The sequence below is a fragment of the Desulfosediminicola sp. genome (genome assembly GCF_048381775.1).
GTDB lineage: Bacteria > Desulfobacterota > Desulfobulbia > Desulfobulbales > Desulfocapsaceae > Desulfopila > Desulfopila ganghwensis.
In genome coordinates this window covers 223,230-238,877 of the sequence record NZ_JBLXGE010000003.1, presented here as the reverse complement: position 1 = coordinate 238,877, position 15,648 = coordinate 223,230, and the positions used below count along the sequence as shown (strand labels likewise).

The window sequence follows — 15,648 nt, the reverse complement described above, 5'->3', positions numbered from 1 at the left end:
AAACGTTATATATAATTATATGCAATAATATCAATCGTATGTGCAGAATGGATCTTCACGGCCAACAACATGCCGCCACTCGACCCGGATAAGGCTCTCACTGTTGTTTTGGCCTATATGTTTTGCGTAGATTTCGTACTCGAGGGTGACCCCGCCTGAGCTCATGCTGCGGCCCAGACCGAGATAGCCGGCCGCCATAATAATGGAGCTGCCGGCGGTGAGATCAGAACGACCCTCTATGGTGATATTTGTGTGTGGCTCTCCTTCGGAGTAGTCAGGTGGGAAGAAGAGGTCCCTGTCGTCATCACTCGGGTAATCAGAGCCCGTGTCAGACCAGGTGCCGATAGAGTTTTGCCAGAAGTTTAACGAACTGTTTTCAACAGCTATATAGTTATCAACGACGAGAGGCCCACTGGAATCATCGAGCCAATTGGTTGAAGTGCCATTGCTGGTAAAACCGATACAACCGATATTTTGTTCCAGAAGTTCTGAGGCGTATTCTGTGCCGCCATCAGCGGTATAAAAGGTCTGTCTATGGACCTTATCATTGGCAGCTACCTGCAATTCAGTTGTGGTATTGCGGTTGCCGGCAATGCCGATGAGAGTCAGCACCAGTAAGATCATGAGCGCAGCAATGAGGATGTAGCCGTCTGATGAACGATTGAGAAGTTGTTTGGAATAGATAGAAATTTTCATGGAATCAGAAGATCTTCTGCTTGTAGTAGTTGAAAACAACAGACTGGTTATTGCCAAACTCGTTTCGCTCGACAATGACCCTAATAGTTTTGAGAGTTGAAGCTGAAGAATCATTTGGGTTTGGGGTGAGATAATCGGCAACGTTCCAGGAGATGGTGTAATAACCATCTGGTGAAGCTGCAGTCCCATCTGCTGCGGTCCCACGGTCATTCAAACCGCCCACTCCGTTGTTGTTGCCGTCAAGCAGATCGTTATGCTCATAATCCAGAGCTATGAGTTGCTCAATGCGGTCCGAAGCCCAGTTGGATGAGGTGGTTATGCCGCTGGCTTTGGCGTTGTAAATCACGGAGGTTGTTTGCAGTGAATAGAGCGAAAATATGCCAATGACCAGCACAGCCATTGCAACCAGGGTTTCGATGAGTGTAAAACCCTCCTGATCCATTGTTGACTTGGTGTCAGAGAGAAAAAAAAGCATTGTTACAATCCCATATTTCTACATGTGATATTGGAAATTAAGAGACGGCGGCGAAAGTTATCATTGTACGGGCCCCATGAATTTCCGCTGCCCGTGGTGTAGCTGATGTTGTTAGTGAACTTAAGATCGGGATTTTTGGCGCGGGCGAGAATAGAAACAGTAACTGAGGCAATTTTTGACAAATCTGTTGGGGCCGTGGAGATCGTACCATCGACCATGGTATAGCTGAACTCGATAGCTGAGATGTTATCGGCAATTGCCTCATAGTTGGTACCGTTATCCTGACTCAGAACCAGTTTCGCTGCACCACCATCCGCTATGATACCGTTACTATCTGTATCATCTGCAGGTATGAAACCGAAATAGACGTTTTCCATTGTTCCAGTGAGTGCACCATCGCCTCTCATAGTTGTGCCGGAATTGTTCACTGTGTCTTTGGTGAACTGAACTCTGTTGGTTCTTGCTTCGATAAAACCTGCGCCGGCAGTTCCCTGTGGGTCGTAACCTGCCATTCGGATTTCGGAAGCCATGAAGAGCATTGCGGCGCGGAGATTTTGCTGCATCTCAACAACCTGAGTCTGATTGGTATACTGGCGCTGTTGAACCTGGTAGGCTGAATAGATTGCAGCGATCACAAATGAAGATACGACCATAGCTATCAACAGCTCGACCAGAGTGAAACCATCCTGTGCAGTTGACTGATATCTATTGATTGATTTTAGAGTACTCATTTTACCGGCTGATTAATTAAGTGAAATATTACCGGCAGCATTAAGGGAGACCTTATGTGACCGATCATCTGTATTTTTCAGGACAATATCACCCGTGTTCAGAGCAATTGGAAAGCCTCGGGAGGTAAAACCGGTGTTACCGCCAAAAGTCTCATCTTCAGAACAAAGCGCTACCTCGTCAGGCATGAATCTCTGGAGCAGGGTGGTTTCGGAAGCGTCAAGGGTGCTGTTGTCATTTTCATCAATAAATATCAGATAGTTTCCCTGGCCGCCTGGAACTGAAGGGGAGCAATTAACGGTTGAGAACTGAACGACTACGTTCTGGTTTCTTTTTATGGCCTCAGCCTTGGCACGATACATGTCTGAGAGCAATGCGGTGGATGCATCTTTCAACCGGATGCCTGGCATCCAATGGAGAAAGCTTGGGACGGCAATTGATACAAGGACAGTGAAGATGGCAATGGTCATGAGCACTTCAATGAGTGTGTATCCATCTTCATGTTGAGACTTCCGATTTGGGACAATGAAAAAATCTAATATCTTCATGGCATCACTGTTAGGGTTGAAATGGAATTTATTCTTAATGAGCAAATTCCATACCTGGATAGAATATCAGTGAATCCCGCATGATTATGGACAAAACACCGGAGTTAAAAAGAAAACGGTGTTTTTGTACGATGCGGAGAAGATAAAAATTCAAGAGGTCTGGTGACGATATATGTCAGTGGCGGGGTGGGGATGTAAAAAAAATTAATAGCAATATTGGATTACTGGAGCATGTTTTCGGTTGAAAGGTTGTTGCTCAAGTTCAAATGACAGAGTGGCTTCTGAAGCCGGGATCTACTTTGCCGGCTTCAGAGAGTCCTGGCCACGATAGGTGAATTAATCAACAACCTCAAAGCCAATAGCGGCAATAGCTTGCTTTACGCTCTCTGGATCGACTTCTCCTGCATATTTTGCTTCGCCTGCTTCAAGGTCAATGGTTATATCCTTGATATCAGGAATTTTAGCCAGAGCTTCTCGAACAGAGTTGACGCAGTGGTTACAACTCATTCCCTTAATTTTAACGGTAGACATTGTTCACCTCGATAAATTGAATTATGTTTTAATTCCTACAATGTAGGATGGTAAGGGAAGCATAATGATTGGAAATTTAGAAATCAAGAGAATAGTTATTCAGGTGGTTTTATGAGTGAGATGAGTTCAGGCATGCAGTTGAGACATATCAAGGTGCCGGTGCAGGGAATGCATTGTGCGGCATGCTCAAGTCGAATAGAGCGTGTAGTCGGTGGCTTGCCTGGAGTTGATAGCGCTGTAGTAAACCTCGCAGAAGAGACACTGGATCTGCGCTGGAATGAAAGTGAACTTGCGTTCGATGATGTGAAAGAGCGGGTGGCTTCCCTTGGGTTTCAATTGGCTGATGCTCCACTGGAAACAGCTGATAATCTCCTGCTGCAGATTGGTGGCATGCACTGCGCAGCTTGCTCAAGCAGAATTGAAAAAGTTGTGGGCCAAATCCCAGGAGTAACGTCAATTGCCGTAAATCTCGCAACAGAAACGGCAAAGGTTGAATTGGATCGCAATAAGGTTAAGGTGCGCTCAATCCGGGAAGCTATTGAGAAATTAGGCTTTTCTGCTGAAATCGTCAGCTCAGGTTCATTGTCTGATGAGACAAAGCGCAAAGAGATGATAGCTCAACTCAGCCAAATGAAAAGACGGCTGATTATGATGTTCGCTTTTGCAATTCCTTTACTCTGTATCTCCATGGGAGAAATGGTCGGGTTGCGGCTGCCGTCCATCATTGCTCCCCAGGTATCACCTGTAAATTTCGCACTTATTCAGCTGCTGCTGGTTATGCCAATCGTTTGGCTGGGCAGAAATTTCTATTTCACAGGTATTCCCGCTCTTTTACGTAAAGTTCCGAATATGGATTCGCTTATCGCAGTTGGCACCGGTGCAGCTCTAATATATTCAATCTGGAATTTTATAGAGATTTGCCTAGGCATAGATGCCGTGGCCCGGGCGATGGATCTCTATTTTGAATCAGCTGGTATTTTACTGACTCTGGTATCTTTAGGTAAATATCTTGAAAACAGATCCAAGTCGCACACTTCCGATGCGATTCGTCAACTTCTTGAGCTGACTCCAGAAAATGCCACCCTGATTATTGATGGCAAATACAGGACAATAGCCGCTGAAGAGATCGAGCCCGGGGATGTACTCCTCGTTAAACCTGGTGAGAGAATTCCGGTTGATGGCACTGTAGTGGTTGGTAAGAGCAAGGTCGATGAATCGATGCTCACAGGTGAGCCCATGCCAGTAACTAAAGCCCTCGATAGCAAGGTTTTCGGAGGTACGTTAAATACCACAGGTGTCTTGCAGTTGCGATGTGAAGAAACCGGAGAGGGCACTATGCTTGCCAGAATCGTTCGTCTGGTACGGGATGCCCAGGGGACGAAAGCCCCCATCGCCAGCATGGCGGATAGGATAAGCCTCTATTTCGTGCCAGTGGTTATGATATTTGCGCTTATAACCGGGCTTAGCTGGTATTTCATAGGCGGTGTCGACTTCTCTCAAGCGTTACGTTTTTTTATTGCCGTACTGGTAATTGCCTGCCCATGTGCCATGGGGCTTGCGACTCCGACCTCACTCATGGTCGGAATGGGCAGGGGGGCTCAACTTGGGGTACTGGTAAAAAGCGGCGCTGCCCTGGAGAGAGCAGAAAAAATTGATACTGTTGTTTTTGATAAGACAGGCACTTTAACAGAAGGAAAGCCTGAAGTATCAGAGATATTACCTGTGTCAGGAATGCCGGCGGGCACACTTATTCGCCTTGTAGCTTCAGCCGAGCAGATGTCAGAGCACCCCTTAGCTGCTGCTATCGTAAGAAAAGCAGGAGATACCGGTATTGATTTGGTTCAACCTGCCTCCTTTACCCCATTCCAGGGTCGAGGTATTAGTGCTGAAGTTGTAATTGATGAGGAATCACACAAGGTCCTGATTGGTAATAAGGAATTCTTAAGGGAGCGGCTTACCCGTGTAGAGAGTTTTGATACGGAAATTCATTCGCTGGAGGAATCTGGTGCAACAGTACTATATATCAGTATAAATGAAAAATTCGCCGGAGTTGTGGCAGTCGCAGATCAGTTGAAAACTGAAAGTGCAAAAACTGTCGAAGCGCTACGGGCGTTGAATAAACGTGTCGTCATGCTAACTGGTGATCAGTTGAAAACCGCAAAGAATATTGCCGGTAAAGTCGGCATTGATGAAGTTATAGCAGGAGTATTACCGGACCAGAAATCTATAGCTGTACAGGATCTGCAAAAGCGGGGCATGAAAGTCGCCATGGTAGGCGATGGCATCAATGATGCGCCTGCACTGGCCCAGGCCGATGTCGGGATAGCCATGGGAACAGGCATAGATATCGCCATTGAATCAGGTGATATCGTGCTGATGAAGGGAGATTTGCAAGGAGTGAGAACAGCCCTATTACTTTCCAGGGCTGTGATGAACAACATCAGGCAGAACCTGTTTTGGGCATTTGCCTTCAATGTCACAGGGATTCCGATTGCTGCAGGATTACTCTATATATTTGGGGGACCGGCTCTCAACCCTATGATTGCAGGGGCTGCCATGGCTATGAGTTCTGTTTCTGTGGTAACCAACGCGCTCAGGCTGAGAATGTTCAGGGCAACCTGAGATGCTTACCATTACTTTCCTGCCTTGCAAACAGATTTTGATAATTGTTAGAAATTGAAATTTCTTTTTTTGAAATAGAATAATTACCATGGTTGAAGTGTAAAATGTCGGGGGAGCCCTCTTTGCGACTTCTATTTATCCGTCTTCATGTTAAAAAACATGGTTTATGTTTTCCCCCGTAGTGGTTTGATGAGTATGGAACTGCTCTGAAGCCGCTGATCGCCGAGCAAAATTTGTAACGTCGAGTCAACTGGTTGTGCCTGTCGAGTAGCGTGAAGATCCAACACTCGCTTTTCGCTTGACTTTTACGCTGACCAAATTATAAATAATCCCTTATAAATGAATAGCAGTTCAGTTCATTGAGGTTATACGAAGAATAGTAGTTCAGTTCATTGTGTCTCAAAGGTTGGGGCACAATAGTTTTTTATATATCTAAAAACTTTATAAAAGAGGAACTCTATGTCTAAATTAGTTGCACCACACGGCGGAAAAGGTCTTGTATGCTGCCTCCTCGAAGGCGCAGAACTCGAAGCAGAGAAAGCAAAAGCTGCTGGCCTGAAGCAGGTAGAGATTTCTGATCGTGCCAAAGGCGACCTGATCATGATGGGTATTGGTGGTTTTTCCCCTCTGGATGGTTTCATGACTAAAGCTGATTGGAAGGGCGTATGTGAGAGCTTTCAGATGGCTGATGGCACCTTCTGGCCTGTACCGATTACTCTTGATGTAAGCGCTGCTGATGCTGCCGACATCGCTGAAGGTTCTGAGATCGCACTCGTTAAAGATGGTGAAGTTTTCGCTACCATGACTGTCAACGAGAAGTTCGAGATGACAGAAGCTGACAAGAAGTGGGAATGTGAGAAAGTATTCATGGGTGAAGGCGAAGAGTCTGTAGATGGTAAGTTCTGGGAGATCGCACCTGAAGATCATCCTGGCGTTATCATGGTAATGGCTCAGAAAGAATTCAACCTTGCTGGTCCTGTTAAAGTTCTCTCCCAGGGCGAGTATCCTGCAGAGTACCCAGGCGTATACCTGACCCCAGCTGAGACCCGTGCAATGTTCGAAGAGCGTGGTTGGGCTAACGTTGCTTCTCTGCAGCTCCGTAACCCAATGCATCGTTCCCATGAGTACCTCTGCAAGATCGCTGTTGAGGTATGTGACGGTGTTCTGATTCACTCCCTGATCGGTAACCTCAAGCCAGGCGATATCCCTGCACCTGTTCGTGTTAAGGCTATCGACATCCTGATCGAGAACTACTTTGTTAAAGAGAACGTAATCTCTGCTGGTTACCCACTGGATATGCGTTACGCCGGTCCTCGCGAAGGTCTGCTCCATGCTACCTTCCGTCAGAACTACGGTGTTAACAACATGCTGATCGGTCGTGACCACGCAGGTGTTGGTGACTTCTACGGTCTGTTCGAGGCTCAGGAAATATTTGATCGCATCCCGACCACCGGTGATGCTGCCAAAGATCTGCTGTGTAAGCCAATGAAGATCGACTGGACCTTCTACTGTCACAAGTGTGATGGTATGGCTTCTCTCCGTACCTGTAACCATGACAAAGAGTCCCGCGTTATTCTTTCTGGTACCAAACTCCGTAAAGCTCTTTCTGATGGTGCTGAGATCGTTGACCACTTTGGTCGTGACGAAGTTCTCGTACACCTCCGCGCTTACTACGAGGGTCTGACCGAGAAAGTTGAAGTGAAGATGCAGGGTGCAGCCTCTGGCGACGCTATGTAATTAGTACTTCATCTTGTAGTATAAAGGAGATGCTGCCCAGCCGGGTGGTATCTCCTTTTTTTTTGCTGTCAAAAAGGGTAAGGTTTTGTCGCTGATCATCTTTAACCTCAGGCTCTTGTTGTTGTATTGGTAAAAGAAGATTGATGTAATAACTAATGGCTACCATTATTCATGGGTGTAGACTGAATCTCTTTTTTTTTAGTCCATCCGTCGTCTGTTTTTATATCTGGTTACCGTGGTAGTTGGGTGCCAGGGAATATGAGGAAAATTGTATGGCTGAGTTGCGTGTGGGGCTCGGAGATCGGAGTTACCCCATCCATATAGAACCGGGATGTCTCGATAGAGTTGGTGCTGAACTGTCAAAAAGTAGAATCGGCAACAGGTATGCAGTGGTCAGTGACAGCAATGTAGCAAAGCTCTATGGCGAGCGCTTGCTGAATATTCTCGATAGCGCCGGTATCAGCGCCAGGATGTTCACCTTTGTTGCTGGAGAGGAGAACAAGACCATGGCTACCGTGACTGATCTTGCCAGTCAGCTTGCTCGGGCAGGATATGATCGGCATGATGCGATTATCGCGTTGGGCGGTGGTGTGACCGGTGATATCGCAGGATTTCTCGCCTCGGCCTACATGCGAGGGATTCCTTTTATTCAGATTCCTACAACCCTGCTTTCCCAGGTGGATAGCTCTGTTGGCGGCAAGACTGGTGTAGATCTTCCGGAGGGGAAAAATCTCGTAGGTGCTTTTTATCAGCCAAGAGCAGTGTATATAGACATTGAGGTGTTGCAGACACTTGATGACCAGGAATTGCTCGGTGGACTTGCTGAAGTCATTAAATATGGCGTAATTTGGGATGAAGGTTTTTTTACGTTTCTGGAAAAAGAACGTGAAAGGATTTTTTCCCTGACCCCTGAGGTGATTGTTGATATGATTACCAGGTGTTGCGCAATAAAGGCAGAGGTGGTTGCTGAAGATGAGCGGGAAGGTGGTTTGAGAAAAATCTTGAACTACGGTCACACCATAGGTCACGCAGTTGAAGGAGCTTCCAGCTTTCAGCTTATCCACGGGCTTGCTGTCTCTATAGGCATGGTGGCCGCTGCTCGATTGAGTATATTGAAGGGTACTTTAGCCCAGGATGTTCTGGATCGTATAACCAGTATCCTGATTTCTTATGGTATGCCGACTGAGATTCCAGGAGATCTTGACCGAGCCGAAATAAAACGATATCTCAAAACCGACAAGAAGGCTGTTTCTGGCAAAGTGCAATTTGTATTGCCTGATAAAATCGGTTCCACCTATATAACCGATGACGTGAGTGTGGATTTGATCGACCAGGTGCTTAATTGATTCACCCCGATTTTTTTGCGACTTGAGAAACCTTATCATTGAAGAACAAGTGAACTGAACATGCCGATTTATGAATTTTATTGCGATTCATGCAATGTTATCTTTAACTTTTTCTCTTCGAGAATAGACACCACTACCCGCCCGGATTGTCCCAGGTGCGGCAAAAAAGATTTGGCCAGACAGGTGTCAAAGTTTGCTACTATCCGGTCCCAAGGCTCCGAAGAAACAGATGCTCTGGCAGGCCTGGATGAGACAAAGATGGAGCAAGCCTTTGAGTCGATAATGCGAGAGGCTGAAGGAATTAATGAAGACGATCCTCGCCAGATGGCCTCGCTGATGCGTAATTTCACCAGGCAAACCGGTTTGAATCTGGGGGATGCAATGGAAGAGGCAATCAGCAGGATGGAGGCTGGTGAAGATCCCGACCAGATAGAGCAGGAGATGGGTGATGTGCTGGGGGATGACGATTTCAACCTTGATTCACTAAAAAAGAAGGTTCGTTCAGCTGGTGCTCCCCCTATTAAGGACGAAACATTGTATCCCCTGCAACGGGTAGAAAACTGAATAGGCGGGAATGGAAATAATAAAGAATTCCATTCCCGCCTCCGGCATGCTCATGCAACGGCTATCAGTGAATGGTTTTAGATACATTCTCACTGTCGAACAGCTCAAGAGGTTCTTTTTCAACACCTTTTTTTGCTATAATTTCCAGAACTTCTTCCTCTGATATACCAAGCGTAATTGCCAGCTGAGCCACATCATAAACCGGCTCTCCGTCTGCAGTGTGGTGAGATGGTTCCAGTTCTGGGAACTGCATTTCTGTAGCGGTCTGAGAAGCTTCCAGAAGAATTTTTTTAATGGATGGCGGACCGTATTTTAGCAACCACTCGACAGCTTCAGCCCAGAGTTTTCCATCTACAGTGGGGTGCTGTAACACCTTGAGTGCGCTTGCTAAATCCCATTCGTCCTTAAAGCTCATGTTATCCTCTCTCATGTTTTCCATATGTTGCTTACAAATTTTAATATAATGTGTTTTAACGGTCTTGCAAAGTTGGAAGCACTCTGTTTTGTAAAGAACAGTATTCGCATAAATTGCTGGTTAATTGATCTTGGAGATAGTTCATGAACAGGTTTGACAGTGCAGTTTTCCTTGAGAATATCGAGTGGTTTGATGAGAGCGGGCTGGAGTTGGTTCATCGTCTCCCGGAAAGCGGTTCAGGAGAGATAAAGCTCGGTGCCCAACTGACCGTCAGAGAAAGCCAGGCGGCTGTACTTTTTTATCAGGGAAAAGCATGTGATGCGTTTGGTCCAGGCAGGCATACCCTTAAAACTCTGAACCTGCCAATCCTCACAAAAATATTGTCAATTCCATGGCGGGGTAACAGCCCATTACGAGCTGAGGTGTATATGGTGAACTTGAAATATTTCACCAACCTCAAGTGGGGTACGAGAAACCCGGTTGCTTTCCGTGATTCAGAATTTGGCTTGATCCGCCTGCGGGCTCACGGGGTGTTTAATATCAATGTTGTCCAGCCGGTATTGTTTATAAACTCTCTTGTGGGCACAATGGGAAAAATCACTACCGAAGAGGTGGAGAGCTATCTCAAACGGGTGATAGTTTCCAGGTTTAACGATTACCTGGGTGAAATACTCGATACAATACTCAATCTTACAGGGAAATTTGATGAATTGTCTGCCGAGCTTCAGGCAAGGCTGGTCAAGGATTTTGCCCATTTTGGCCTGAATCTCAGTCATCTCTACATTACTTCGATAACTCCCCCGGATGAAGTGCAAAAAGCTATAGATGACAAGAGTCGAATGAACGCAATCCAGGATATGGACAAGTTCGTAAAGCTTAAAGCTGCCATGGCTATGGAAAAAGCAGCAGAAGGGCAGGGGGAGGCAAGCTCTGGTGCCGGAGCAGGTTTGGGGATGGGGATGGGGCTTATGTTGCCAGGGATATTTGCTTCAACTCTGCAACAAAACAGTCAGAATCAACAGAATGAGGTCCATTCTCAATGCCCGGACTGTTCAAGTTCAATACCGCAAAGCGCAAGGTTTTGTCCTATGTGTGGCCATCAGCAGGTTGTGTTGAGCCAGTGCTCGAATTGCGGCAAAAATCTTCCACCACAGGCTAAGTTTTGCTCCAGATGCGGTGAAAAAGCCGGTGAAGGGATAAAATCAAAATTTTGTTCCGGCTGCGGTACCGAAAATATGCCAGGTTCTATGTTCTGCAACAATTGCGGTGAACGGCTCGGCTGATTTATGGAACTCACAATTACCCAGCCGTGTCCTTCCTGTGGAGCTGAAATACGGATTAATGAGAATAGTCGCTTGATTCGTTGTGAATTCTGTGAGGTCAAAAATTACAGAATTCACCAGCGATTGCCACGTTACGTACTTCCGGCAAAACTCCCTCCCCATATAGATTATGCGCAGCTGCTCTATATGCCGTATTTGCGATTTAAGGGGAGTATCTATTTTTGCCAGGGGGACCGGGTTCGTCATAAGCTCATCGACACCACCAGGGTAGGTCACAGTATTCAACACTTGCCTATCTCTCTGGGGTTAAGGCCCCAGGCGATGGCTATCGCTCCGGTGACGGAACAGTTGCAGGGCCGTTTCGTGCCGCAAGATGTCAAGGGAGAAACGATTTTAACAGAGGCTGCAAAACTCACTACGCTTTTTGACAAGGACAAGACGAGCACAGTACAGCACCGGGCATTCATTGGTGAGACTGTCAGCAGGATATATCTGCCGGTATATGAGTCTAAAGGTCGAATGTTCGATGGAATCACTCACAATCAGCTTGGCAACGCCTCCCCCAATCCCAAAACGAAGCGGATGCTTGATTTTGACAAAAACTGGGAGCCACGTTTTTTGTCGACAATATGCCCGGGTTGTGGCGATGATTTGCAGGGAGAGATGAACAGCCTGGTATTGCATTGTGAGAATTGCAATGCGGCATGGCTTGAGGAAAAAGGGCGATTTGTCAGAGTGAAACACCAGGTGATGCCAACCAACAGTAGAGAAGTGCAATATCTGCCATTCTGGCACCTGCAGGTAGAGGGGAGCGAGGGCAGCGGGATTTCGCTGTCGAGCTTTGCAGACTTTATACAGTTAACGAACCAGCCTGTAGTGGTAAATGCTTGTCACAGGGAACATGCTCTTGCTTTTCTTATTCCTGCCTTTAAATTGAATCCAGAGGCGTTTTTGCATACCGCCCGGAATGTCACTCTCCTCCAGCACTCCTTACCGCAGAGCTCTCCAACTCTAAAAGTAAAGAATGGGCTGAGATACCCTGCCACCTTGCCATATTCGGAGGCCATACAGGCTTTGAAGACCGTAATCGCGGCCTCCGCCGTGAATGCAAGGCGAATAATGCAATTGTTGCCGGGATTGCAATTTTCAGTGAAAGGCATTTGTCTCCAGTACATCCCATTCAAGCCATCCTGTCACGATTGGATAGAGGAGAATACAGTTTTCAGTATTTCATCGGCAACGTTAAGGTTTGGACGAGGTTTGTGAAGCTGGCAACCCTCCATCTTCTTTTTGACCTTTTGCGGGAAACTGAATAGAGTCTGGCCTGCTTCTCAGCTTAACAGATGAAGCTGCTTTAATACGTTGTCGGATCGATGTTTTTGATGAAAACAATAGTTGTAGACGGAGTCAGCGCTTACCCGGTTACCACCGGTAAGATCGTGAAAACAAATTGGCTAATGGCCGAATTATTTAAGGAGAAAGAGATGGACGGCCATGAAAAATTTATGAGTCATGCTTTGGCAGAAGCACGGCAGGCACTATTGAACAACGAATTTCCGGTGGGTTGTGTAATCGTTTCCGAAGGCAAAATTATTGCATCGGGGGGCAGGAGAAACAGTGCTGCTGAGATGAACGAACTCGATCATGCAGAGATCGTCGCTTTAAGAAATCTCCAGCAATCCCAGCCTGGCCTTGATTTGTCCGGGGTTACTGTATATTCAACGATGGAGCCTTGTCTGATGTGCTATTCAACCATGATTGTTAATGGTGTACGCTCCGTGGTGTATGCTTATGAAGATGTAATGGGTGGTGGCACCAATTTGCCGTTAAAGCTTTTGTCGCCACTCTATTCATCATTGGAGATATCGATAGTTCCCAAAGTGATGAGACTTGAAAGTCTGAAGTTATTTCAGCAGTTTTTTGGTTCGGACAACAATGACTATCTTAAAGATACATTGCTTGCAAAGTATACTTTGGACCAACCGCTGGTCTCTGTTTGATTCACTTTTGAATATGTATTGAGGAAGCATTATGAGTTCCACCCCGCAAAAAGCCCTGAGGACTGTTGGTTTTCGTCCAGGCGAAAAAAATATATTCTTTCATATACTTACAGCATGCAATCTTTCGTGCAGCCACTGTTACATCAATCCGGAGCAGCATGGAAGCCAGACGCTTTCGATTACCACCATCAAGCAATGGTTGAAGTTGTTCCAGCCTGACGAAACGCAGCTCGCTACAGCCTCCCGTGATGGGCGGGGAGTTGGCAATGTCATTTTTCTTGGCGGTGAGCCGACGATGCACAAGGATTTGCCGGAAGCGGTACGTTTTGCCCGGGAGTTGGGATACGATGTGACTGTGGATTCAAATGGGTATCTTTTTCATGATTTTCTTGAGAAAATCAGCCCTGAAGAACTCAACTATCTCAGTTTCAGTTTAGACGGGCCGGACGCTGAAGTTAATGATCCGATACGTGGTGAAGGCGTTTACGAGACGTGTGTCAGTAATCTGAGAAAGGCGTTGGCGAAGGGCTTCAAGGTCAGCCTGATCTATACGGTGAGTAAGAAGAACATTGACCACCTGCACCGTATGGTGCCGTTGTTGCTTGAGTTGGGGGTCGAGAAGTTTTTCATTCAGGTAATCGGGCTCAGAGGAAAGTCGGCTGAAGTTGATAGCGACTCTTTACAGTTAAGCCGGGAAGAGTGGCTTGCAGTGGTACCTGCGGTGGCACAAACGGCCGCCGAAGCCGGCATCCATGTCACCTATCCAAAAGTTTTTCTGGCAGATGACGAAGAATTTCAATGTGCAGGGACTGAAGCGGAAAATTACTTCATTTTCCCTAATGGTCGAGTATATCAATGTCCGCTTTGCGAAGATCACCCGGTACACAGTTATCGAATTGAATCCGGCAAACTCATCAAAAATGATGGTTTTACCGAAGATAAATTCTTTCAATTGAATATTGCTGAAGGGTGTGTGATGAATAAGTTGCTTCAGCCGGATATTATCGATTATGACGATTACGGAAAGCCACTGCACAGGATTTCATGCTGTCTCCTGAAGCAGGAGATAGGCTGATGCTGGTTCTTTGAAAAAGAAAAGCCCTGGATCGTCTTAGATCCAGGGCTTTTTTTTTGCTCTTTTCAGGTATTTCCGGATTACGCTTCAGATGTTTGCTCTTTTTTTCTATTGAAAAGCGAAGAAAGAAAAATTCCAACCTCATAAAGTGCAAATAGTGGCAGCGCCAGCAGGGCTGTTGCCATGAAGTCTCCGGCGGCAAGCAGGAAGGAGAGAAACACAATTGCCATGTAGAAGTAGATGCGTTTGCTGCGAAAATAGCTGGCAGTTACAAGGTTTGCTTTACCGGACATCACCATGAGAAAAGGAATCTGGAAGCTGATACCAAAGGTAAGGATCATGCGGGCCACAAAAGTGAGATAGAGGCCGAGTTTTGGCAGTGGCTCAAGCCCTTCATTGGCGTAGCTGGTGAAGTAGATAAGCATTTTAGGCAGCACTACTAAAAAGGCAAAGGATGCACCGCCGGCAAAGAGTATTGAAGACCAGAAAACCACAGTGACAGCTAGTCGTTTCTCGTTTTTCCTGAGGCCGGGAGCGACAAAAAGCCAGAGTTGATATAAACTTACAGGGAAGCTGGCCAGCAGGCCTATGATCAAAGCGAGTTTGATATAGGTTACAAATGCTTCAGGCAGATTGGTGTAAACAAGTTTTCCCACCAGGGGATTGGCAGCTATGAGCGGAGAGATAAAGAGCTGGGCAATCTGCTCAATAAAAATGTAGGCTACCACCGAACAAGTTACAATTGCAGCCATCACTTTAACGAGACGGTTCCGCAACTCAAGATGATGGGGCCTGAAAAAGGCGAGACTGCGCTCTAGTGCAGGAATAGTTTTCTGAAGATTATAATCGCTCATTAGATGCAACTTTGAGGTATACTATTATAATGGGTTGTATTTATCGTGAAAACTGATATCTGATGCGCTGTTCTGCCTGTTTCAACCCTTGTCGACCTTATCGTTGTTTGGCGGGGTCTTTTCGGTTTTCGCATTATTGGCAGGATCCTGGTTATTTTCATCATCTGGCGCAGCGACAGGCTGTACCACTTCTGTCATGTCATCAGCAGAGAGGTCAACGGTTTCACCCTCTTTGAGATTATCCATAGGGACATCGGCAGGATCAAAACCAGCCTTGGTGAGTTCTTCATAGGCTCGTTTGGCTTGGTCAACATCTGGATTGACCCCCTGGGCGGGAAAGAGATCTGATGTACCTTTTTCCGGATGATCGAGCATATGGCTTTTGAATTCTTTAGCAGCATCCTCCAGATCAGGTTTTATGTCGTCGAGCGGGTTGCCCTGTTCGTTGAGTTGTTCTTTCAAGCCATCGGCCGTTTTTTTCAACTCCATGATGCCCTTGGCAACAGACCGAGCTAAATCGGGGAGTTTGTCTGGGCCAACAACGATAAGTGCAATAGCCAGAATGAGAATCATTTCCGGCAAGCCAATACCAAACATAGGTGAAGCCTCACTGTATTAAGGTTTTTCAGCGGTGAAGCAGAAAAACGGATTATTGCGAAATTCTAGAGCAGTAAGTCTGTTATTTGTCCGAAAACTTTGGAACCTTCCCGGCCCTGTTTGACGACCTGCCTGAACATGCTTATTCCTGTACGGTTATGATTGACAACCGGACC

The 15,648-nt window shown here is 46.4% G+C and carries 16 protein-coding genes; 8 read left to right on the top strand and 8 right to left on the bottom strand.

The annotated features are described in order from the left end of the window. Positions 1-30: 30 nt before the first annotated feature. The 5 genes from ACN5NT_RS06545 to ACN5NT_RS06525 form a co-directional block, all read right to left on the bottom strand. Positions 31-696 (bottom strand): pilus assembly PilX family protein, encoded by a 666-nt coding sequence (locus ACN5NT_RS06545; RefSeq protein ID WP_167495717.1) that lies wholly within the window; start codon positions 694-696, stop codon positions 31-33. 4 nt (positions 697-700) lie between these two features. Further along, positions 701-1,171, bottom strand: a complete 471-nt coding sequence (locus tag ACN5NT_RS06540; protein ID WP_419174895.1) for a type IV pilus modification PilV family protein — start codon at positions 1,169-1,171, stop codon at positions 701-703. Positions 1,172-1,173: 2 nt separating this feature from the next. Further along, on the bottom strand, positions 1,174-1,902 hold the full coding sequence (locus ACN5NT_RS06535) for a prepilin-type N-terminal cleavage/methylation domain-containing protein (RefSeq protein WP_419174894.1): 729 nt from the start codon (positions 1,900-1,902) through the stop codon (positions 1,174-1,176). Between the two features lie 12 nt (positions 1,903-1,914). After that, a complete protein-coding gene (locus ACN5NT_RS06530; protein ID WP_419174893.1) occupies positions 1,915-2,448 on the bottom strand; it encodes a GspH/FimT family pseudopilin in 534 nt (177 codons plus the stop codon). A 336-nt stretch (positions 2,449-2,784) separates the two neighbouring features. Beyond that, complete coding sequence (locus tag ACN5NT_RS06525) at positions 2,785-2,979, bottom strand: heavy-metal-associated domain-containing protein (protein WP_419174892.1); 195 nt, start codon at positions 2,977-2,979, stop codon at positions 2,785-2,787. A gap of 111 nt (positions 2,980-3,090) precedes the next feature. On the opposite strand from ACN5NT_RS06525, the gene ACN5NT_RS06520 reads away from it, so the two are divergent. The 4 genes from ACN5NT_RS06520 to ACN5NT_RS06505 all read left to right on the top strand — a co-directional run bounded on the left by ACN5NT_RS06520 (position 3,091) and on the right by ACN5NT_RS06505 (position 9,248). Continuing rightward, the gene (locus tag ACN5NT_RS06520) at positions 3,091-5,601 is read left to right on the top strand and encodes a heavy metal translocating P-type ATPase (RefSeq protein ID WP_419174891.1); all 2,511 of its coding nucleotides are present in this window, start codon (positions 3,091-3,093) and stop codon (positions 5,599-5,601) included. Between the two features lie 459 nt (positions 5,602-6,060). Next, entirely contained in the window at positions 6,061-7,338 is a 1,278-nt protein-coding gene (gene sat / locus ACN5NT_RS06515) for a sulfate adenylyltransferase (protein ID WP_136796612.1), read from the top strand. 272 nt (positions 7,339-7,610) lie between these two features. Next, positions 7,611-8,684 carry a 3-dehydroquinate synthase gene (gene aroB, locus ACN5NT_RS06510; RefSeq protein ID WP_419174890.1) on the top strand — a complete coding sequence of 358 codons (1,074 nt, stop codon included), beginning with the start codon at positions 7,611-7,613 and terminating at the stop codon, positions 8,682-8,684. 60 nt (positions 8,685-8,744) lie between these two features. Continuing rightward, positions 8,745-9,248: an FmdB family zinc ribbon protein gene (locus tag ACN5NT_RS06505; protein WP_419174889.1), complete on the top strand. Its 504-nt coding sequence runs from the start codon at positions 8,745-8,747 to the stop codon at positions 9,246-9,248. A 64-nt stretch (positions 9,249-9,312) separates the two neighbouring features. Here the strand turns inward: ACN5NT_RS06505 and ACN5NT_RS06500 are convergent, their stop codons facing one another. Next, on the bottom strand, positions 9,313-9,687 hold the full coding sequence (locus ACN5NT_RS06500; RefSeq protein WP_419174888.1) for a hypothetical protein: 375 nt from the start codon (positions 9,685-9,687) through the stop codon (positions 9,313-9,315). Between the two features lie 119 nt (positions 9,688-9,806). Here ACN5NT_RS06500 and ACN5NT_RS06495 point away from each other — a divergent pair, with 119 nt between their 5' ends. From ACN5NT_RS06495 to ACN5NT_RS06480, 4 genes are all read left to right on the top strand, one after another. Continuing rightward, the gene (locus ACN5NT_RS06495) at positions 9,807-10,946 is read left to right on the top strand and encodes an SPFH domain-containing protein (RefSeq protein ID WP_419174887.1); all 1,140 of its coding nucleotides are present in this window, start codon (positions 9,807-9,809) and stop codon (positions 10,944-10,946) included. A gap of 3 nt (positions 10,947-10,949) precedes the next feature. Next, on the top strand, positions 10,950-12,212 hold the full coding sequence (locus ACN5NT_RS06490) for a hypothetical protein (RefSeq protein WP_419174886.1): 1,263 nt from the start codon (positions 10,950-10,952) through the stop codon (positions 12,210-12,212). Between the two features lie 116 nt (positions 12,213-12,328). After that, positions 12,329-12,946, top strand: a complete 618-nt coding sequence (locus ACN5NT_RS06485) for a nucleoside deaminase (RefSeq protein WP_419174885.1) — start codon at positions 12,329-12,331, stop codon at positions 12,944-12,946. A gap of 31 nt (positions 12,947-12,977) precedes the next feature. After that, the gene (locus tag ACN5NT_RS06480) at positions 12,978-14,021 is read left to right on the top strand and encodes a radical SAM protein (RefSeq protein ID WP_419174884.1); all 1,044 of its coding nucleotides are present in this window, start codon (positions 12,978-12,980) and stop codon (positions 14,019-14,021) included. Positions 14,022-14,101: 80 nt separating this feature from the next. On the opposite strand, the gene tatC is transcribed toward ACN5NT_RS06480, so the two are convergent. Together tatC and ACN5NT_RS06470 are read right to left on the bottom strand one after the other, a co-directional pair. After that, entirely contained in the window at positions 14,102-14,875 is a 774-nt protein-coding gene (tatC, locus tag ACN5NT_RS06475; RefSeq protein WP_419174883.1) for a twin-arginine translocase subunit TatC, read from the bottom strand. Between the two features lie 81 nt (positions 14,876-14,956). Continuing rightward, the gene (locus tag ACN5NT_RS06470) at positions 14,957-15,472 is read right to left on the bottom strand and encodes a twin-arginine translocase TatA/TatE family subunit (protein ID WP_136796619.1); all 516 of its coding nucleotides are present in this window, start codon (positions 15,470-15,472) and stop codon (positions 14,957-14,959) included. Positions 15,473-15,648: the final 176 nt, after the last annotated feature.

Bases quoted from the DNA above. Each gene is read 5' to 3' on its own strand.
- ACN5NT_RS06545 (WP_167495717.1), bottom strand. From the start codon at position 696: ATGAAAATTTCTATCTATTCCAAACAACTTCTCAATCGTTCATCAGAC.
- ACN5NT_RS06540 (WP_419174895.1), bottom strand. From the start codon at position 1,171: ATGCTTTTTTTTCTCTCTGACACCAAGTCAACAATGGATCAGGAGGGT.
- ACN5NT_RS06535 (WP_419174894.1), bottom strand. From the start codon at position 1,902: ATGAGTACTCTAAAATCAATCAATAGATATCAGTCAACTGCACAGGAT.
- ACN5NT_RS06530 (WP_419174893.1), bottom strand. From the start codon at position 2,448: ATGAAGATATTAGATTTTTTCATTGTCCCAAATCGGAAGTCTCAACAT.
- ACN5NT_RS06525 (WP_419174892.1), bottom strand. From the start codon at position 2,979: ATGTCTACCGTTAAAATTAAGGGAATGAGTTGTAACCACTGCGTCAAC.
- ACN5NT_RS06520 (WP_419174891.1), top strand. From the start codon at position 3,091: ATGAGTGAGATGAGTTCAGGCATGCAGTTGAGACATATCAAGGTGCCG.
- sat (WP_136796612.1), top strand. From the start codon at position 6,061: ATGTCTAAATTAGTTGCACCACACGGCGGAAAAGGTCTTGTATGCTGC.
- aroB (WP_419174890.1), top strand. From the start codon at position 7,611: ATGGCTGAGTTGCGTGTGGGGCTCGGAGATCGGAGTTACCCCATCCAT.
- ACN5NT_RS06505 (WP_419174889.1), top strand. From the start codon at position 8,745: ATGCCGATTTATGAATTTTATTGCGATTCATGCAATGTTATCTTTAAC.
- ACN5NT_RS06500 (WP_419174888.1), bottom strand. From the start codon at position 9,687: ATGGAAAACATGAGAGAGGATAACATGAGCTTTAAGGACGAATGGGAT.
- ACN5NT_RS06495 (WP_419174887.1), top strand. From the start codon at position 9,807: ATGAACAGGTTTGACAGTGCAGTTTTCCTTGAGAATATCGAGTGGTTT.
- ACN5NT_RS06490 (WP_419174886.1), top strand. From the start codon at position 10,950: ATGGAACTCACAATTACCCAGCCGTGTCCTTCCTGTGGAGCTGAAATA.
- ACN5NT_RS06485 (WP_419174885.1), top strand. From the start codon at position 12,329: ATGAAAACAATAGTTGTAGACGGAGTCAGCGCTTACCCGGTTACCACC.
- ACN5NT_RS06480 (WP_419174884.1), top strand. From the start codon at position 12,978: ATGAGTTCCACCCCGCAAAAAGCCCTGAGGACTGTTGGTTTTCGTCCA.
- tatC (WP_419174883.1), bottom strand. From the start codon at position 14,875: ATGAGCGATTATAATCTTCAGAAAACTATTCCTGCACTAGAGCGCAGT.
- ACN5NT_RS06470 (WP_136796619.1), bottom strand. From the start codon at position 15,472: ATGTTTGGTATTGGCTTGCCGGAAATGATTCTCATTCTGGCTATTGCA.